Here is a 19,204-nt window from a genome sequence, read left to right as displayed (position 1 = left end):
CACCCTTCTACAGTTTTGCAAATTTAATTTTTAAGATACCTTCTACATTACTGATAAGTTTTAGTGTTTCCTTTGTCACCTCAGAGTCAACAGTTAAAACCATCATAGCTTCATGTCCTTTAACATTTCTACCTACCTGCATGGTGGCTATATTGATCTTGCTGGCTCCTAATAAAGTTCCTATTTGACCTATCATTCCAGGTTTATCAATGTTATTAGCTATCAACATATAGGGTGTAGGATTTACATCGAACTCAAAGCCATTTACATCTACAATTCTCAAATCCTTTTTAGCAAATACTGTGCCGGCTACTGTAAAAACCTTATTGTTAGCAGTAATATTTAATCGAATTAAATTCATATAATCGCCGTTTACTGTTTCCTTACTTTCTATTACCTTTATTCCTCTATTTTTTGCAGTTAATCTAGCGTTTACATAGTTTACACGTTCCTTTAATATAGGTTCAAAAACCCCCTTTAGTATAGCCAGAGTCACTGCTGAAGTCTCCATTTCTGCTACCGTTCCCCTATAGACTATTTCTATCTTTTCGATGGCTTCTTTTTCCAATTGATGATATAGTTTTCCTAGAATTTCACCTAGTTGTAGATACGCCTTTATGGCTTCTAACTCTTGATGGTGTAGGGTTGGTAGATTTACTGCGTTAGGAACCATTTCTCCTTTTAAGGCACTTAACACTTCATGGGCTATGGTAACTCCAACGTTATTTTGAGCCTCCACTGTATCTGCACCAAGATGGGGGGTAATGATGACATTGTTAAGATCTAAGAGGGGTGAGGTGGTATTGGGCTCATCTACCAATACATCAATACCAGCACTAGCTACAATATTTTCCTTCATTGCCTTTACCAATGCATCTTCATCAATAATGCCACCTCTAGCACAGTTCACTACACGAACACCTTTTTTAGCTATTTTAAACTCCTCATCACCGATCATACCAAAGGTTTCTTCTGTTTTTGGGGTATGAACAGATATAAAATCCGATTCCTTTACTAAATCTTGAAGGTTTTCCTTTTTTTCTACGCCAAACTTTTTAAACCGTTCATCTGTAATGTAGGGATCATAGGCTATTACCTTCATGCCAAAGCCCTGTAGCCTAGTGGCTACTAGAGAGCCTATTCTTCCTAATCCCACAATACCTGCCGTTTTTCCCTGTAATTCTACACCCTTAAATCCACTTCTGTCCCATTGTCTGTTTTTTATATGATTGTTGGCTTGAGGTATATTTCGGCATGATGCAATTAAAAGTCCAATTGTATGCTCTGCTGCTGAAACGATGTTGGCTTCAGGTGTATTTACTACAATAATGCCTCTTTCGGTTGCCCCCTCCATCTCAATATTATCTACACCATTTCCTGCTCTTCCAACTACCTTTAAATTCACAGCGTGTTGATAAAATTCTTCATCTATCTTTGTTACACTTCGAACCACAATAGCATCATAGTTTTTGATGATTTCTAGTAATTCCCCTCTTTCAATATCCAGCTTTACATCCACTTCCATCCCAGATTTCTTTAAAACCTCTATACCTTGATCAGCAATTTTCTCTGTAACTAATATTTTCATCTTTATTTCCCCCTTTTCTAAATTTAAATTAATTGAATACTTCCAATGCTGCCTTTATACCTACGGCCTTTTCTATAGGATACCCCACATCAATTAAAGCTTTTTCTAAGGCAGCTATAGTTTGTATAATATCTCCCTCATGGACATATCCCATATGCCCAATCCTTAAAATTTTTCCCTTTAAATCCTCTTGTCCCCCCGCTGTGATAACACCATACTTTTCAGCCATCTGTTTTTTTACTTTTTCACCATCTATTCCCTCCGGCATTTTGATAGAGGTGATCACATTAGATCTTGCTTGGGGTGCTGCAAAAAGCTTTAGTCCTAAAGCCTCTACTGCAGCTCTAGTGGCTTTTGCCAATTGACTGTGTCGATGGAAAACTTCCTGTAGACCTTCTTCAATAATTAATTCTAGTGCTTTATTTACTGATCTTAACAAGGATACGGCTGGGGTGTAGGGGTTTTGTGGGGAGGGCTTTTCCATAGCTTTCCTTGCCTTAATTACATCCCAGTAAAACTTTGGAGATGTACTATTTTGGGCTGCTTCCCATCCCTTATTACTAACACTTAAAAAAGTTAATCCTGGAGGTGCCATTAATGCCTTTTGTGAAGCGGTGATGACCACATCTACTCCCCATTCATCTGTTTTTAAATCCAATCCCCCCAGGGAGCTTACTGCATCTACTATCAATAAAATGTCTTTGTTCTTGGTTATTTTTCCAATAGCCTCTATATCATTATAGGCTCCAGTTGAAGTCTCATTATGGGTTACAAAAACTCCTTTATAGTTTTGTTCTTTTAGCTTTTCCTCTATTATTCGGGGATCTACTGCTTCACCTAAAGGAACTGTAAGCTTTTCTACATTTAGCCCAAAAGCCTTTGCAATAGTAGCAACTCTATCTCCAAATACTCCAATGCTAGTACACAACACCCTATCCCCAGGAGAAAAAAAGTTAACTACTGCTGCTTCTAACCCACCAGTTCCTGCTGCGGGAAAGGTAAGAACAGGGTTTTGTGTCTGAAATATGGTTTTTAAATTTTTATTTAATTCCCTAAAAAGTTGGCTATATTCAGGGGTACGATGATGAATCATAGGCTCCCCTCCAGCCATTAATACAGCTGGGGGTACCATTGTTGGTCCTGGAGTCATTAGTAATTTTTCTTTTTTCATTTCCTTCAACCTCCATCTATAACTTTATTAAATCAGTTCAGTAAAATTCTTGATAAATAAAAAACTCCCCTCCTTGGCTATTACGCCAAGGACGGGAGCAGTATGTACTCACGTGGTGCCACCTTGATTTGTCACGAAATTATGACCTCACAATAAGATAACGGTTTAGACCGAAAAGGGTTTTGCCCTTCTGCTCCAGAGTAGATTCAACAGCTTCCAGCACCAATTTCCACCAACCATTGGCTCTCTATAACCTTTTGACTGTTTACTATTCTCCTTCATAGCATTTCAATAAATATTTATTTTTTTCAAATATATATGCATGCTTATATAATATTAATCTCTATCCTACTACGGGCAAAATACTTTGTCAAGCTTTTTTTTAGAATAAAATGAAAATTAATAACCTGTTTAAAATTCTAAATCCTCCAGCATAAAACCAGAGGATTTGGAAAAATAATTTGTATTTATATTAATTTTATTTCTTTCCTTTTTTCTGCCAAGCATGTAATAATAAAGCTAATCCAATAACACCATAGGCTACAAATACCCTAAAGAACTCTCCTATCTGGCTGTCCCCCATCAAGTTTTGTCCTGCCATTGGAGATAAAATAAATAGCATATGGAAAAGGAAGGTTCCCAATAGAGCCTGACCATAGGTAGCCTTTGTAACAGAAGCACCACCAATTAATAGGGAAGCTACGGCAAAAAGTCCTACCTGTTCATGGCTTCCATAGGTGTTCAAAGTACCTATGTTCTGTAGGAAGATAATTTGTCCCCATGCCGCCAATACAGTAGAAATAATGATAGCAATAATTCTTGTTCTGTTAACATTAATTCCTGCTACCTGGGCAATATGCATATTTTGTCCAACTGTACGCATTTCCTGTCCTAGCTTTGTTTTAAGGAAAAAGGTTAATGCTACACATAATACCCCAACAATGATTAATGTACCCACCGGTATTGCTAAGCCAGGATAAGGTCTAATTTTCCAAACATTATCTAGAGCATGTCGAACCCCATCAAGGTCAACACTGTTTCTAACACCTACTCCAGTGGACAATAGCATTCCCTCTTTTCTAAAGGGAATAATTGTTCCAGCAAACACTAAGAAAAATAATTGGTATAGACCATTGGAAAAAAATCCTAATATCATACTGGTAATCATTTCTTTCCCTTTAGCTCTGTTTAAAACCTGTCCTACTAAATATCCAAAGACAATAGCTATAGGGGTAGAAAACAGCACTGCAAGGAAAAACCCACTCAGGCCTTGAATTGAATAATCTGTAATAAAAATTAGTGCGATTTGCCCAGCCATAGCACCCAATACAATACCAAAGTTCAAACCCATCCCAGCGATAACTGGAATGATAAGAGATATAACCAAAAAGGAGTTTCTAGCTAATCTCGTAAGTACTTCATTTAACACAAATGTAAAACGCAGTCCAGAAAGTTGATAACCGACTCCACATAATGCAATAAATACAATTGGCACAATAAATTTCATAACTAAATCTGAAGAACTTTGTTTTTTGAGTTTTACTTCTTCTATTTTTACATTGTTGTCCATTATGCTAGGTCACCTCCTGTTTCTCTCGTTAAGGCATATAGAATAATACCATTACTGATAATAATTCGAATAACCTCCGACATACTTCCATCAGCTAATATATTAATTACAGGAAGTGATACCACCAACAGGGCTTGAAACAAAAAGGTTCCAATGATAACATGGGTAATCGTAGCTTTTTTAATGGAGGCACCACCAATTAATACTGCCGCTACTGCAGGTAATGCTGAGTATAGAGGTGCGTTGTATAACTGTAAAAACCCAAAGGACTGACTGTAAACAATAATTCCAATAGCTCCTAGAACTGTGGATAGTGTTACACCTAAAATCCTCTGTTTATTTACATTAATTCCTGTAGCTGTAGCAAACTTTTCATTTGCCCCAGCAGCATTCATGATAACCCCGCTTTTGGTCTTACTAAACAGCCATACAGCTAAACAGCAAATTCCAAAGAATCCCAGCAATCCTGTAGGTACCTGAATACCTGCAACATTAAAACTTAAAAACCCATTTAAAATCTTATCAATACTGGACTCAAGAGAAACTGTAACCCTTAAACCCGTACCACCATAGGCCCATATTAGTTCTGGACTTCTGAAGGGTGCCAATAACCAAAATATACACATTGCAGATACTGCAGAAAATCCTACATAGGTTCCTACCGTCATTTCCTGTCCTTTAATACGATTTAACATTTGTCCATAAAAGTATCCAACGATGGCGGCTAAAGGAATTGCAACTATTAAAGCAGTAAAAAAACCTGTAAAACCACTTAATTTAAACTCTATACTAACCAATGCTCCTATTAACCCACATACAATCCCCAAGGGCAGAGCAAAGTTCAAGCCTACCCCAGCTTGAATAGCAGGTACCATAGCCAATACCAGTATACCATTCATACCAACACGGGTAAGAATATCTCCTATAAGTCCAGGAATTGGTATCGCTAGCATAGCGGCTATAACACATAGGATGAATAGAAATCCTCCAATAATAAATCTAGGATATCCTACCTTATCTACAATTTTTTTAAAACCCTCCATGCTATGATACCTCCTCTTTGCCATATTCTCCAGCCATCATTAACCCAAAATCAACATCACTGGCATCGGGAGCTAAAATTCCCTCTAGTTTTCCTTCAAATACAATAGCGATTCTATCGGAAACTGAACGAAGCTCTGCCAATTCACTGGAGGTTATGATTACTGTCATACCCAATTCTTTACTCAATCTTTCTAACAAATCAAGAACAATTTTCTTAGCTCCAATATCAATTCCCCTAGTAGGCTCCGATACCAATATAATATCGGGATCTAGGGTCAATGACCTGGCAATACATACCTTCTGCTGATTTCCACCACTTAGCCTGCGGGTCAGCTGTTTTGGACCTGTACAACGGATGTCCAGCTCTTTAATCATATTTAAAGCATGCTCCCTAGCCCCTTTTTCATCCATCATACGAATGCCAGCTCTTTTATTGATAAACTTTTCTTTTATTTGAAGTGCTGAAATAGCAATATTATGTTCTATAGAATCATCCAGCAATAACCCTACTCCTCTTCTATCCTCCGTTACAAAGGCAACACCCAAATCTAGTGCCTTCTTAGGGTTATTCAAAGGAAGTGGTTTACCATCCTTTATGATTTCTCCTCTTGTAGGGTATAGGCCCATAATACCATTGGCAACACCAATTTTTCCTTGTCCCCCTAAACCACCAATCCCTAAAATCTCTCCTCTACGCACTCTAAGGTTTAAGCCCTTTATCATTTCACCAGGCATATCCACATAAAGATCCTTTAACTCTAAAATATAGTCTTCATTTTCTGCTTCCTCTTTAAAGGTTTTGACAATATTGGTGTTTTCAATTTTTCTACCCACCATTAATTCAGCAATTTTATGGACATCAGCATCCTTTGTTGCTAGGCTGCTAACCACTTCTCCATCCCTCAATACAGTAATATTGTCAGTTATTTCAATAATTTCATCTAACCTATGGGAAATAAATAAAATTGCAATTCCTAAACCAGATAGTTTCTTTACTACCTCTAGAAACTTATCTGCCTCTGATTCTGCCAATACTGCAGTGGGTTCATCAAAAACTAGTAGCTTTAAGTTTTGTTTGTCGATTTCCCTGGCTATTTCTACAAACTGCATGTATCCTACCGGTAATCCCTCCACAGGTAGCCACTCGTCTATAGACATCCCTAGAGTATCTAAAGCCTTTCGGCTATCTTTTCCCATTTGTTTAAAATCCAAAGTCTTCATCTTAGGTCCTAAAATTCGACTAAAAAGGTTATCTTTTGTAACTTCTCTATTGAGTTTAATATTTTCTGTAATACTAAATCCAGGAATCAACATAAATTCCTGATGTACCATACCGATTCCTAGTTCCATGGATTCCTTAGGCGTTGCAGGATTAACAACTTTTCCATCAATAATAATATCTCCCTCATATCCACCAGTACTATGAATTACTGGCATCCCGAACAAAATATTCATTAATGTTGACTTTCCCGCACCATTTTCTCCTACTAAACCATGGATTTCCCCAGGCTTGATGTTAATATTAATGTTTTTTAGTACTCTATTTCCAGAGTATTCCTTACTTACATTTTTTATCTGCAACAAATAATCTGTCACCAAAGTGTTTCCCTCCTTTGACGGTGGATGTCGTAAATATTGAGGTTGCCAATTGGCAACCTCAATAAAGTTCATCCTATTATTTTGCCTTTTATATAGACAATATTTATTAGAATATTTCTAAGCCAGCAACAAACATCAAGAAGTTTGGTAGACCGTCTAATGATTGAAGTTGAACATCTCCACCAGTTTCTTGTGCTAACATTTCTCCCATCTTACCTTCATCAAATTTATCAATTTCTCCTTTTGCAAAAGCAACACCATATTCTACCCCAGCTCTAACCATAGCCATACTTGCAGGTGCTCTCCAGCTAGCCATTCTTCCAGTACCATCAGCTTCTGCAACTTTTTCTTTGATTTGTTCTAGCATAAAGTCTACGTTTCCAGCCTTGTCAGCAGGAATTTCAATTCCTAGAGCCCCAGGATACGCATGGTATGGAGATGGACAGCATTGCTCAGTATAGATAGCGCCTTCTTCTAATACTTTACGAATCATTGGTTCCATCATAGCACAGTTAGTTCCAAAGAAGTTCGTATCTTTTCCCAATGCTGCTACTTGTCTCGGAATATCTTCTAAAATAAATTGTTGTGTTCCAGGGATACCTGCATCACCCATTGGGTCTGGAGCATCTACTTCAACAAATTTTAAACCTAACTCTTCAGCAGTTTTCTTCATAATATCTCTACGTTGAGATAAAAGATCATAGGACATATGTCTTGGGAAGGAATAGTGTACAAAGGTATCTGCTCCCATTTTTTGAGCATCTTGTACAATAGTTACTCCACGAGTTAATTGATCAACGTCTAAAACTACATCAGCACGGGATGCAATTAGGTCTGGATCTTCATGGGCATTTCCAGCAATTAATACAATATCATCTCTAGTTTCTTTGATTGTTTGGAAAGCTGCTGCTGTTCCTGGTACTGCTTGAACAACAATAATTGCCTTCACTTCTGGGTCTGCAGCTAAAGAAACGATTTGAGAAATAGTAGTTTCTTGTTCTTGCATAAATCTGTCAGGATATGTAACGTGTGTGATTACATCAGCACCATATCTAGCCACCATTTCTTCACCTGCTCTAAACTCTTCCTCATTTTGAGATACAGTTGAAGTTGCTAAACCAATTTTAAAACCTAATCCTTCTTCAGCAGCTGCTGGTTCTTCTCCATCTGCTGGAGTGCTAGCAGGTTCGTTTCCTCCACACGCTGCTAAACTAAATACTAAAGCAGTAATTAATAATAAAGCTAATAATTTTTTAAACATAAAATTCTCCCCCTTATTTTCTTACTTTGATAAATTCTTTTCCAATTAAATATTAAATCTCGCTTACCCTCACCCCTTTCTACATAATTGTACAGAGTTATGCAGTTTAAGTATTTAAAATTTTATGGTATTTAAATTAATAAATAAAAATCCATGCTATATTCTAATTATCCAACTCTTTAATAAAGCAAAAAACGGCAAATATATAGTTCGCCATTGTAATATCCCGCTTATTGTCAGATTTTATAATTAGAAAAATTTTTATCAATAATTAAATGAACTATAATAAAACTTTAAACCAACTCTTACAAAATGCTATGTGATTACAGATAAGCTCCTGATTTGTAAACTAGTGTCAAATCATACATTATGTTCGATTTAACACTAGTTTATTGTATATAGTTTACCTTATCATGGGAAAAAAATCAACTTAAATATTTTGAAAACTTACATTTTTTTCAGCATTTAAAATAATTGAAATTGCCTATCACGCCTTCTGCTACTTTTATTCCATCTACTGCTGCTGAAATAATACCTCCAGCATAACCAGCTCCTTCACCACATGGATATAAACCTTTAATATTGCTTTCAAAGGTTTTATCCCGCTTAATGCGAATTGGGGAGGAGCTTCTACTCTCCACTCCTGTCATGATAGCATCCCCTAAGTTAAATCCCTTTAATTTATGATCTAGGGCTACAATAGCCTCCTTCATAGCTTCCACCACAAAATCAGGGAGACATTTTGTTAAATCCGTCAATACCACCCCAGGTGTATAGGAGGGTTGAACCTTGCCAAACTCTTGAGAAACTCGATTGTTTAGGAAGTCCTTGACTAGTTGTGCAGGAGCCAAATAGTTTCCACCAGCTATTTCAAAAGCTTTTTGCTCCCACTTTCTTTGAAAATACATTCCAGCTAAAGGGTGGGTGCTTTCAAAATCTTCAGGATTTACCCCTACCAAAAGAGCACTATTTGCATTAGTCTTATCCCTAGCATACTCACTCATACCATTGGTAACTACACCACCCTCCTCTGATGCTGCCGCCACCACCTGTCCTCCAGGACACATGCAAAAAGTATAGGCTGAACGTTGGTTACTACAGTGATGGGCCATTTTGTAATCAGCTGCCCCAAGCTTTGGATGATTGGCAAAGGAGCCATATTGAGCAACATCAATTAGGCTCTGGGGGTGCTCAATTCTTACCCCTATAGAAAAAGGCTTTTGATGGATTTCCACACCTTGGTTGTAAAGAACTTCAAAGGTATCCCTAGCACTGTGCCCAATTGCTAACAAAACCACCTCTCCCTCGATGGTCTCCCTATTATTTACAACAACACCCTTTATTTCACCTTCATGCAATAGTAAATCTGTAGCCTTCTTTTCAAATAAAACCTTCCCCCCAAAAGCTATAATTTCTTCTCTTATTTTTTTTACAACATCCCTTAAAATATCGGTTCCAATGTGGGGCTTGCTACTATACATAATCTCTGGTGGTGCTCCTGCCTTCGTCAGTTCTTCTAAAACCTTACGGCATCGAATATCCTTAATCTGTGTTGTGAGCTTGCCATCAGAAAATGTTCCAGCTCCACCCTCACCAAACTGGACATTAGATTCAGTATTTAATCTACCCTTTGTCCAAAAATCCTGTATATCCATTGTTCTATTGTCTACATCCTTTCCCCTTTCCAGCAAAATAGGACAGTAGCCTGCTTGAGCTAAAATCAGACCTGCAAACAGCCCAGCTGGGCCGGTGCCAATGATAATAGGAGGATTCTGCAGCTTTATTCCTCCTTTTTTCACTGGTGTGTATTTCATATCAGGGGTTAGGGTAATTTTTTTATCCTTTATCTTTTTTAAAATTTTATTTTCTTGATTTACTTCTACATCTATTGTATACACAAAGTCTACTTTATCTTTCTTTCTGGCATCCACCGACTGTTTATATATGGTATAGGCTGTTAAATCCTCTTCTCTTATTCTTAATTTTTTTATAATAGCTTTTTTTATCTCCTCCTGTTGATGATCTATAGGTAATTTTATATCTGGTACTCGAATCATGTTAATACTCCTTCCTTATTTCCTATGACAACCCAGCATATTCCCCAGCTATATAACCTGAGGACCATGCCCATTGAAGATTAAATCCTCCACAATCCCCATCGATATCAATAACTTCTCCTGCCAGGTATAGACCTGGAATCAATTTAGATTCCAAGGTTTTCCCATTGATATCCTCTACATTCACTCCCCCTGCTGTAGTTTGTGCATTTTTCCAGGATTGGGTTCCAACAACCTCTATTTCCCACTGTCTTAAAATTTTTATGATATTCTTTAATTCCTTTTGAGAAACTTCTCCACACTTTTTTTGCAACTCCTTCACCCCTGCCTCCTTTAACACCACAGGAATTAGACGTTTATTTAACAATCCTATAAAACTGAAGTCCAGAGGTTTTTGGGGCTGATAACCTAAACGAATCTCTAACAACTCCATTAATTCTTTTTCAGTTAAATGAGGAAACATATTTAACCTTATATGGATTTTTGTCTTTTCATTGGTTAAGGCAGTTGAAGCCCTACGACTTAACTGCAAAATTGGTGGCCCAGAAATGCCGTAATCTGTAAAAAGGATTTCTCCTGCTTCTGTACGCAAAGCCTTCTCTTCCATCATAATAGAGGCTTCTCCTATAAACTTTACTCCCTTTAATGCCTTCAGGAAGGATGCCTTTAGTTTTAATTGTACTAGAGCTGGAATAGGTTCTATGACACTATGACCTAGTTCTTCTAGTAATTTATATCCCTCTCCATCAGAACCAAACTGGGGTCCAGCTTTTCCTCCAGTAGCAATGATGACCTTGTCACCCCCCACGCTTTTCCCATCCTTTAATACAATCCTAAAGCCCTCCTTATCCCTTATTATTCTAACAACTTCTGCATTACAGCATTCCTCTATTTTAAGTTCCTCAAGCTGATACCTTAAGACATCTAATACGCTTGATGCCTGGTCTGACATAGGAAATACCTTGCCCCCCTCTTCTACTTTATAGGCTATCCCTAAATACTCAAATAAAGTCAAGGTTTGTTCTACGTCAAAGGCTCTTAATATGCCTTGAGCAAACTTTACATTTTTTCCATGAAAAAAACGTAGATCCATGTTGATATTTGTTAAGTTACATCTTCCATTACCAGTAGCTAATAATTTCTTCCCTACCCGATCCATTTTTTCTAAAATAGTAACCTTCGCTCCATTTCTTGCAGCAGCAATAGCAGCAATAAGTCCTGATGCTCCTCCACCTATGATCAATACTTTTACTTCTTTGGTCATTTCTTTAGCTCCTTTTTAATTGATAATATTATTCTACCATTTTATAAAATGTTTAATAGCTCCACAACAAAAAAGAAAAAAGAGAAAAGTTAATGTTAGTAAAAAATAAACCTTCCTCTTCTTCGTATGTTTCCCTTCAGTTTCCTTTTTAATTATTCTCTAACAAAATACTTCTTGCTTATTTTCTAATGTACTATCTATTCTAGGCTTTGAACTTCCTTTCTAGGAATTTTCTTAAGCATCCTTACTTGAGATAGGGAATAGATAATCAATCCACACCATATAAATCCAAAGCTAAAAAAGTGAATTAAAGTAAATTCCTCTTTGAATACAAAAATTCCAAGAAATAGGCTTATGGTAGGTGAAATATATTGAGCAAAGCCCACCATGGAGAGGGGCACCCGCTTTGCTGCTTCTCCAAACATCATTAAGGGCACTGCTGTTGCTATTCCTGCTAAGGATAGAATTATTAAAGTACTCATAGGTACCTTTGTTAAAGAGCCAGTACCATTTATTTCTTTAAAAATGATATAAAATAAAGCAATTGGCATAACTAGTAGGGTTTCCAAAAATAAACCAGTAATAGAATCTACCTCCACAAGCTTTTTAAGCAGTCCATAAAAAGCAAATGTTACACCTAAAATCAAAGCAATCCAAGGAACCTTTCCATATTGAATGGTTAGAATTATCACCCCTAGGGCAGCCAAAATAATAGCTAGAATTTTTTGAAAATCAAGTTTTTCCTTCAGTACTACCATAGCTAGCGTAATTACCACCAATGGGTTAATATAATAGCCCATACTAACCTCCACCACAAAGTTAGAATTAACAGCCCATATGTAAAGAAACCAGTTCATAGAAATTGTTATAGAACAAAGCGTTACTAATAAGAGGGTTTTCTTATTGGAAAATACCTCCTTTATCTTACTAAAACGTTTTTTGTAAGCTAATATAACAGTTAATAACATAAAAGACCAAACAATTCGATGGGCCAATATTTCATCAGCAGGTACTTCTTGTAATAGTTTCCAATAAAGAGGTAAAAATCCCCAAAGTAGAAAGGCAGTAACCACCAAAAACACTCCCACAAACCTACCTTTATCAGACGTTTCAATTTTATCCATTGTTTTCTTCATCTCCCTATCTATCTTTATGTCAACAGTCATAAGATAATTTAAATAAATTAACTATATGTTAATATCATTATACTGCTATAATATGTTTTTTAAAAGTAAAAAAAGGAGGACCCAATGCCTCCACCATTACTTTTTCATCAATCATTGTAATCTTTCCATAAGCTTAAAGGAGTAACCTACTTTTTCAATTTCCTCTCTAGTTAATATAACGCCTTCAGGGGGTCTTACATTCAGCTTTAAAACAATTGCTTTTTGTCCCACCTCCTGAAAAAATTGGATACGATTCATCTCTACCCCAACCCCTAACAAATCTGACATAGCCTGGGCTGTGGCCTCATGACCTATAGCAGAAATATAACTATGCTCCTGAATAAGGGCTTTCGCTTCCTCAATCGTTATATTAGAAATTTGATAGATACCATTTGTTGTAGCTACTGTACCATTAAACAGTGCTATTGGCATTTTATTTATTTTATCATCATTTATTTTCTTCACCATTTATCCCCCTAATTTAAAGATTATATTCCTCCTGGTGAAAAACCTCTATTTTTCTTTGTTGTGGATACAACCATTTTCTACGAAGATTTGTTATTTTATGCCTACTATTTTCTTAAATTCATTTATACCAGTATGAGGAAAAATACCATACCGCTTTAACTGCAATAGATCGTCTCCCCTTTTTACAGGCCCTTCTTTCACTGTAAAGGCCATTCTCATATCTAGGTTTTGTAATATATATAGGGTTTCTCCGTTATATTGTCCATAGGGATAGGCAAAATAAGGACTGTCCGTTAATTTCATATTTAAATGTAAATCCTCCACCACATCATCGACAGGCTTTGTGATTAAGTATCCCTTTTTGTCCTCTAACCTATGGAGATCATGGGTGTGATTATCGTAGGTAAATACGTCTAGGGTATTGACCATATCCTGCCAGCTTAAGTATTGTAGTTTATCGGGATCAAACTCCTCTGATGTTTCCATTAACTTATGGGTAATAAGAAAGTTACTTGCTTTAAACCCATATTCCTTTAGTATGGGATAAGCATATTGGATATTACTTAAATAGCCATCATCAAACGTAATGACTACTGTGTTTTTAGGCAAATCTAGATTTCCTAATAAAAACTGCTCTAATTCATAAAGGGTAATTGTATGATAGCTATGGTCATGGAGGACTTTCATTTGTTCTTGAAAATCTTCTACAGTAATGACACTATCATTATTTTGATATAAGGTATTTTCATCCTCCTTCAAAAGATGATGATACATTAAAACCGCAATAGAGTCTGCTTTATTGTCATCACCTACACTAAAGCTTCTAACCCCATCATTATAGGTTTTTTCCCTATAGGTCTGCTGATACAGGCCTCCATTTTCTATTGAATTTATCTCGTCAATTTCATCCAGCAGGATTTCCAAACCCTCCACCTTAGAAGATTCTATTGCCTCTTCACCTTTAAAAAATTTTGAAATCCTACCAACAATCCCACTACTCCTATTGATATAATTACTTCCCATAACCCTCAAGGGTTCATACATAAATCCTAATGTTAAACTGGTTAATACTATTATACTGAGTAAAATAATTATAATGCTTTTTTTAAACATGGTGTTTTCCTCCAACTAGTTTTATTCATAATAAGAAATTTCTTGTTACTAAAATTAGACAAACTTCTCATAAATCCTTCTATCTTTCAATATTTTTCTATTTTTATTGATGCAATCAACTGCTTTTATTTACTTCTATCCTCCAATAATTGCTTCTTATATCAGTGGCTTTATTGAAGAAAAAAGCTCAGTTTTTCCTGAGGAGAATATCAAAAACCTACGATTAATTTTAGGAGATAAAAAATCCTAAGAAGTATCTTGTTGGATAGAAGAAAACAATAGCCTGCTTCAGTGGGATGCTAAAACAGGCCAATGGTATTTATATGATATGATTAAAACAGAGGAACATTAAGAGGAGTGTATATCAAAAAAGCTCAATTGTTCTACCTTTTCAGCTGAAAAATTTGAGGTTGAGATGCCAATCAGCCGTATTTCCTTCTGGAAAATTATTTCATCTAAAATATCACTGGCTATCTCATAAACCTCCTCCCATGAATCCACATAGTGGGAAAGGGTTTTACTTTTTGTATGATTGATAAAGTCAGCTTCTTTTATTTTTATAGTAATGGTTTTGGCCCCTAGGTTTCTTTTTCTTAAGGAATAGGCTATGTCCTTAGAAAATGCTAAGACAATTCTTTTTAAGTGCTCTTTATCCTTTGTATCCTTCTGAAGGGTTGTTTCTCTACCTATGGATTTTGCTTCCCTACCAGTTTGTACCTCCCTATGATCTATACCACGAATCATATGGTAGATATCTCCCCCTATTTTCCCTAAAAACTGAATAATATCCTCCTTTGACAGCTCCATTAAATCTTCTATCGTAATTATTCCCAATTGATTTAATTTTTTAGCTGACTTTTGTCCTATTCCGTACACCTTTCTAATGGGTAGGGGCTTTAAAATATGAGGCACCATATCCTTGGTAATAATCTTAATACCCTTAGGCTTGTTCCAATCAGAGGCCAGCTTTGCTAGAAACTTATTATAGGAAATTCCGATTGAAAGGGTTAGCCCCGTCTTCTCCATCACTTTCTTTTTTATGTAATAGGCTATTTTTAAAGCTTCATCCCCAACATGGGTTATATCCAAATAGGCCTCATCAATTGATAAGGGCTCTACCAAGTCAGTTATCCCATAAAATATCCGAAAAATTTCTTTAGATACTTCCCTATAACGACTATGCCTTACTGGAAGATAAATACCATGGGGACACTTTTGCTTAGCCATAAAAATAGGCATAGCAGAATGAATACCATGCCTTCTAGCTTCATAGGAGCAGGTAGCAACAATACCCCTATTGCTATTGCCCCCAACTATAACGGGTTTTCCTTTTAGCTTTGGATTATCCTCTTGCTCAACAGCAGCAAAAAAAGCATCCATATCCACGTGAATAATTTTCTTCTCCATATTAGATTCTCTCCCTAATTTATTAGTGTGAGAATATATAACACATCTTAACTTTTTTGTTCATTTATCCTTTACATGATGTTATTTAGATGGATTTGGGAAAAATGGAAATATTTCTCCAGCCATGCTTTGGATGGACATGGTTTGAAGCCATACTCTGCCAGGACCTGTTAATGTCGTAAGGAAAAGACCCTCACCTCCAAACATAATGTTACTAAAGCCCTTTACCATTTCAACCTTCATATCTACAGTAGATTCATACATGCCAACGGCTCCAGTTTCTACTTTAATAGATTGACCTCTTTGAAGCTCCATTTCCACCGCCTCTCCATCAATTTCTACAAAAGCCAGTCCATGACCTGTCAATTCCTGCATAATAAAACCTTCTCCACCAAAAAAGCCTGAACCTAACCGTTTTTGAAAAGCTATTTGTAACTCTACTCCTTCTGTACTGCAAAGGAAGGCCCTCTTTTGACAAACAATAGATTTTTTGCTGACATCTATAGCTAGAATATGTCCAGGAAAGGTGTGTCCAAAGGCGATTCTATCTCCGTCTTTTTCTGCTTTGAAAAAATTTAGAAAACCGCTTTCTCCCATCATCTTACGCTTGAAAAATCCTCCAATGCCACCATCCATACTTGTCTTCATTTCCACCGTACTATCCATCCATTTCATTGCCCCTGCTTGGGATTTAATAATTTCTCCCTTCTTCAGGGTTAACTCTACTAAAGGCATCGTACTACCTACAATTTTATATTCCATTACATCCTATCCCCTTTCTTAAGGAAAATATAAAGGCTAATTTACTATTATTCTTTCCCTTTTACTACTATTATATTGAAACACTAAAATTTTCTTTGTTCATAAGATGGAGGTATTTAAACTAACCTACAGTCTGATTTTGAACTGTACTATACTTTCTACAAAGCTTGTCCAAATCCTCCACAATAATTGAATATAGATTTAGTAAATTAAAAATGTATTTAAATATAAGCAAGTATTTTATTAAGTAAAATGAAACTCCTTCTTTTTTTCTATTGATATTTAGCATATACTATTTAATGCACCAATGGAGAAATTACAATTCCTTATTGGGAGGTACTATAATGACATCTATTAAAAATATGAGGCTTGTAATTAAAATTATATTGCTGTCTTTAATTATTACAATATCATCTGTATTAATTTCCATCGGCTTAACTACCAAATTTGCAAAACAGACAATTCAAAATGAAACGGAAAAAAATGTATTAAATATAAGCAGGACGGTGGCACGAATTCCTAGTATTGTTGATGCCTTTGAAACAGAGGACCCAGCTTCGATTATTCAACCCATAGTAGAAAATATCCGCAAAGCTGCAGAAAATGTTGAATTTATTGTTGTCACCAATTTAGAAGGAATTCGTTATTCCCATCCTAATCCTTTTAGAATAGGCTCCCGCTTTGTAGGAGGAGATGAAGAAGGGGTGTTGCTGGAGGGAAAAGAATATATATCCATGGGGGAAGGTACTTTAGGTTTGTCTACGAGAGCCTTTACTCCCATATATAATTCACAAAATCAAAGGATAGGAATGGTGTCGGTTGGTATATTGAATCAGCAAATTTATGAACAAAATGCCCAACTAAATAATTATATTCATTTAGCTATATTTCTAGGTGTTCTATTTGGTTTTCTCTGCTCCATATTATTGGCTAGAAGTATTAAATACAGTCTTATGGGATTGGAACCCAGTGAGATTGCTAAATTATTTAAAGAACGAAATGCTATACTTGAAACCGTAAAGGAAGGTATTATTGCCATCGATGCCAATGGTAGTATAACCCTCATAAATTCATCGGCAAAAAAAACTTTAGCCTTCCCAGAGAATGATACTGTTGGCAAATCTATAGAAAAAATAATTCCCTATACTGATATGATAAAGGTTTTAGAATCCTGTAGACCTATCTATGATGAAGACAGAAAAATACATGGTATAAATGTTATGATGAATATTGTGCCAATCTTGGACAACGATAACCCTATAGGTGCCATTGCCAGTTTTCGAGACAAAAGTGAGATAACAGCTTTAGCAGAAGAGTTAACAGGGTTTAAAATGTTAGTAGATTCTTTAAGGGCCAATACCCATGAGTTTATGAACAAGCTACATGTAATTTTAGGCCTTATTCAATTAAAAGATTATAAAGAAGCAGAAAAATACATAATAAATCTAACAACAAGTCACCAAGAAATCATTAGTTTTATGGTGAAAAATATCAAAGATACCAGTGTGGCAGCATTATTATTGGGTAAGTATAGTTCTGCCAAAGAATTGGGAATAGATATGAATATCCATTCCTCCAGTTATTTAGAGAAGTTGCCAAGTCATATTCCCAGTAGTCTTATGGTAACAATTATAGGGAATCTTTTGGAAAATTCCTTTGATGCTGTTAAAGATCAGTCAGAAAAAAAACAGGTAGATTGCTTAATTAAGGAAAAGAAAAATCAAATCATTATTAGTATTAAGGATAATGGCTATGGCATTGATTCTCTTCATAAAAACTTTATCTTCCAAAAGGGTTATACAACAAAAAAAGATGGAAGAGGTGTGGGGCTTTACTTAGTGAAACAAAATGTTGATAGTTTAGAAGGAAGTATTCATTTTAAAGCCCAACGATCTAAAGGAACCCATATTGTTATAAAAATACCTAGAACAAGGTGAGAACATGATAAAAGTTATTATTGTTGAGGATGATCCAATGGTGGCAGAAATAAATAGAAAGTATGTTGAATCGATGGAGGGCTTTCAAGTGGTATCTATAGTATCCAATGGTGAAGAGGCTTTTAAAGCCATAAAATCTATGGTGCCGGATTTAATTATATTAGATATTTATATTCCTAAAATCAACGGCCTGCAATTACTTAAAAATATTAGAAGTGAAGAATTGGATGTAGATGTAATTTTAGTAACCGCGGCTAAGGATGTTGCCAGTATTCAAGAGGTTTTTAAATGGGGAGTAGTTGATTATTTAGTAAAGCCCTTTGAGTTCCAAAGATTTAAAACCGCCCTAGAGGATTATAAACACAGAAAAATTAACCTTACTAAAAAGGAAAAGGTAGATCAATCAGATATTGATAAATATATTTTAGGCAAAAAAAATAAAAGCAATGAACTTTATCTGAATAAAGGTATGCATCAAAAAACGATGGATGTCGTTAAGAATTACATCATGAAGGAAACCACACCAAAGTCAGCCCAAGAAATTGCTGAAACCCTAGGAATGGCTAGAGTGACGGTGAGACGTTATCTAGAATACTTGACTGAAACAGGAGAGGTAGAAGTAGAAATCCGCTATGGAACAGTGGGCCGCCCCCAGCATCTATATATTTATAAGCAAATGTAATATTAATAATTTTCTTAACCCTATTATTTTTATTTTCATGACCAATATGAACAAAAATAACAAAATCGTCAAAACGTTAACACCCTCCACTTATTATGATACTATTAATCCTGTT

At 35.9% G+C, this 19,204-nt stretch carries 15 protein-coding genes and 1 other annotated feature; of the genes, 2 read left to right on the top strand and 13 right to left on the bottom strand.

What is annotated here, in order from left to right; all coding sequences use genetic code 11:
* Positions 1–7: 7 nt before the first annotated feature.
* The 13 genes from serA to BLS22_RS11050 form a co-directional block, all read right to left on the bottom strand.
* Positions 8–1,588 carry a phosphoglycerate dehydrogenase gene (gene serA / locus BLS22_RS11110; protein ID WP_090553831.1) on the bottom strand — a complete coding sequence of 527 codons (1,581 nt, stop codon included), beginning with the start codon at positions 1,586–1,588 and terminating at the stop codon, positions 8–10.
* Positions 1,589–1,616: 28 nt separating this feature from the next.
* Positions 1,617–2,759 carry a pyridoxal-phosphate-dependent aminotransferase family protein gene (locus BLS22_RS11105; protein ID WP_090553830.1) on the bottom strand — a complete coding sequence of 381 codons (1,143 nt, stop codon included), beginning with the start codon at positions 2,757–2,759 and terminating at the stop codon, positions 1,617–1,619.
* Between the two features lie 84 nt (positions 2,760–2,843).
* Positions 2,844–3,050: a binding site (T-box leader), on the bottom strand.
* A 187-nt stretch (positions 3,051–3,237) separates the two neighbouring features.
* Positions 3,238–4,329, bottom strand: coding sequence for an ABC transporter permease (locus tag BLS22_RS11100; protein ID WP_090553829.1), 1,092 nt, complete (start codon positions 4,327–4,329; stop codon positions 3,238–3,240).
* Entirely contained in the window at positions 4,329–5,372 is a 1,044-nt protein-coding gene (locus tag BLS22_RS11095; RefSeq protein ID WP_090553828.1) for an ABC transporter permease subunit, read from the bottom strand. The genes BLS22_RS11100 and BLS22_RS11095 overlap by 1 nt, the downstream gene beginning before the upstream one ends.
* A 1-nt stretch (position 5,373) precedes the next feature.
* The gene (locus BLS22_RS11090; protein WP_330386516.1) at positions 5,374–6,969 is read right to left on the bottom strand and encodes a sugar ABC transporter ATP-binding protein; all 1,596 of its coding nucleotides are present in this window, start codon (positions 6,967–6,969) and stop codon (positions 5,374–5,376) included.
* Positions 6,970–7,078: 109 nt separating this feature from the next.
* Positions 7,079–8,233 (bottom strand): DUF3798 domain-containing protein, encoded by a 1,155-nt coding sequence (locus BLS22_RS11085; RefSeq protein ID WP_090553826.1) that lies wholly within the window; start codon positions 8,231–8,233, stop codon positions 7,079–7,081.
* Between the two features lie 458 nt (positions 8,234–8,691).
* Positions 8,692–10,290 carry an NAD(P)/FAD-dependent oxidoreductase gene (locus BLS22_RS11080; RefSeq protein ID WP_090553825.1) on the bottom strand — a complete coding sequence of 533 codons (1,599 nt, stop codon included), beginning with the start codon at positions 10,288–10,290 and terminating at the stop codon, positions 8,692–8,694.
* A 22-nt stretch (positions 10,291–10,312) separates the two neighbouring features.
* A complete protein-coding gene (locus BLS22_RS11075; RefSeq protein ID WP_090553824.1) occupies positions 10,313–11,554 on the bottom strand; it encodes a BaiN/RdsA family NAD(P)/FAD-dependent oxidoreductase in 1,242 nt (413 codons plus the stop codon).
* A gap of 197 nt (positions 11,555–11,751) precedes the next feature.
* Positions 11,752–12,678: an EamA family transporter RarD gene (rarD, locus tag BLS22_RS11070; RefSeq protein ID WP_090553823.1), complete on the bottom strand. Its 927-nt coding sequence runs from the start codon at positions 12,676–12,678 to the stop codon at positions 11,752–11,754.
* A gap of 153 nt (positions 12,679–12,831) precedes the next feature.
* Positions 12,832–13,185: a YddF family protein gene (locus tag BLS22_RS11065; RefSeq protein ID WP_244269531.1), complete on the bottom strand. Its 354-nt coding sequence runs from the start codon at positions 13,183–13,185 to the stop codon at positions 12,832–12,834.
* Between the two features lie 93 nt (positions 13,186–13,278).
* Positions 13,279–14,301 carry a polysaccharide deacetylase family protein gene (locus BLS22_RS11060; protein ID WP_090553822.1) on the bottom strand — a complete coding sequence of 341 codons (1,023 nt, stop codon included), beginning with the start codon at positions 14,299–14,301 and terminating at the stop codon, positions 13,279–13,281.
* Positions 14,302–14,649: 348 nt separating this feature from the next.
* Positions 14,650–15,708 carry a DNA polymerase IV gene (locus BLS22_RS11055; RefSeq protein WP_090553821.1) on the bottom strand — a complete coding sequence of 353 codons (1,059 nt, stop codon included), beginning with the start codon at positions 15,706–15,708 and terminating at the stop codon, positions 14,650–14,652.
* Positions 15,709–15,789: 81 nt separating this feature from the next.
* The gene (locus BLS22_RS11050) at positions 15,790–16,470 is read right to left on the bottom strand and encodes a TIGR00266 family protein (RefSeq protein ID WP_090553820.1); all 681 of its coding nucleotides are present in this window, start codon (positions 16,468–16,470) and stop codon (positions 15,790–15,792) included.
* Between the two features lie 344 nt (positions 16,471–16,814).
* On the opposite strand from BLS22_RS11050, the gene dcuS reads away from it, so the two are divergent.
* Both dcuS and BLS22_RS11040 read left to right on the top strand, forming a co-directional pair.
* Positions 16,815–18,407, top strand: coding sequence for a DcuS/MalK family sensor histidine kinase (gene dcuS, locus BLS22_RS11045; RefSeq protein ID WP_176762148.1), 1,593 nt, complete (start codon positions 16,815–16,817; stop codon positions 18,405–18,407).
* Between the two features lie 4 nt (positions 18,408–18,411).
* Positions 18,412–19,089 (top strand): response regulator, encoded by a 678-nt coding sequence (locus BLS22_RS11040; protein ID WP_090553818.1) that lies wholly within the window; start codon positions 18,412–18,414, stop codon positions 19,087–19,089.
* The last annotated feature ends 115 nt before the right edge of the window (positions 19,090–19,204 follow it).

The sequence above is a fragment of the Natronincola ferrireducens genome (assembly GCF_900100845.1).
Lineage (GTDB): Bacteria > Bacillota > Clostridia > Peptostreptococcales > Natronincolaceae > Natronincola_B > Natronincola_B ferrireducens.
The sequence above is the reverse complement of the archived record's forward strand: the minus strand, read 5'-3'. Positions and strand labels throughout refer to the sequence as shown.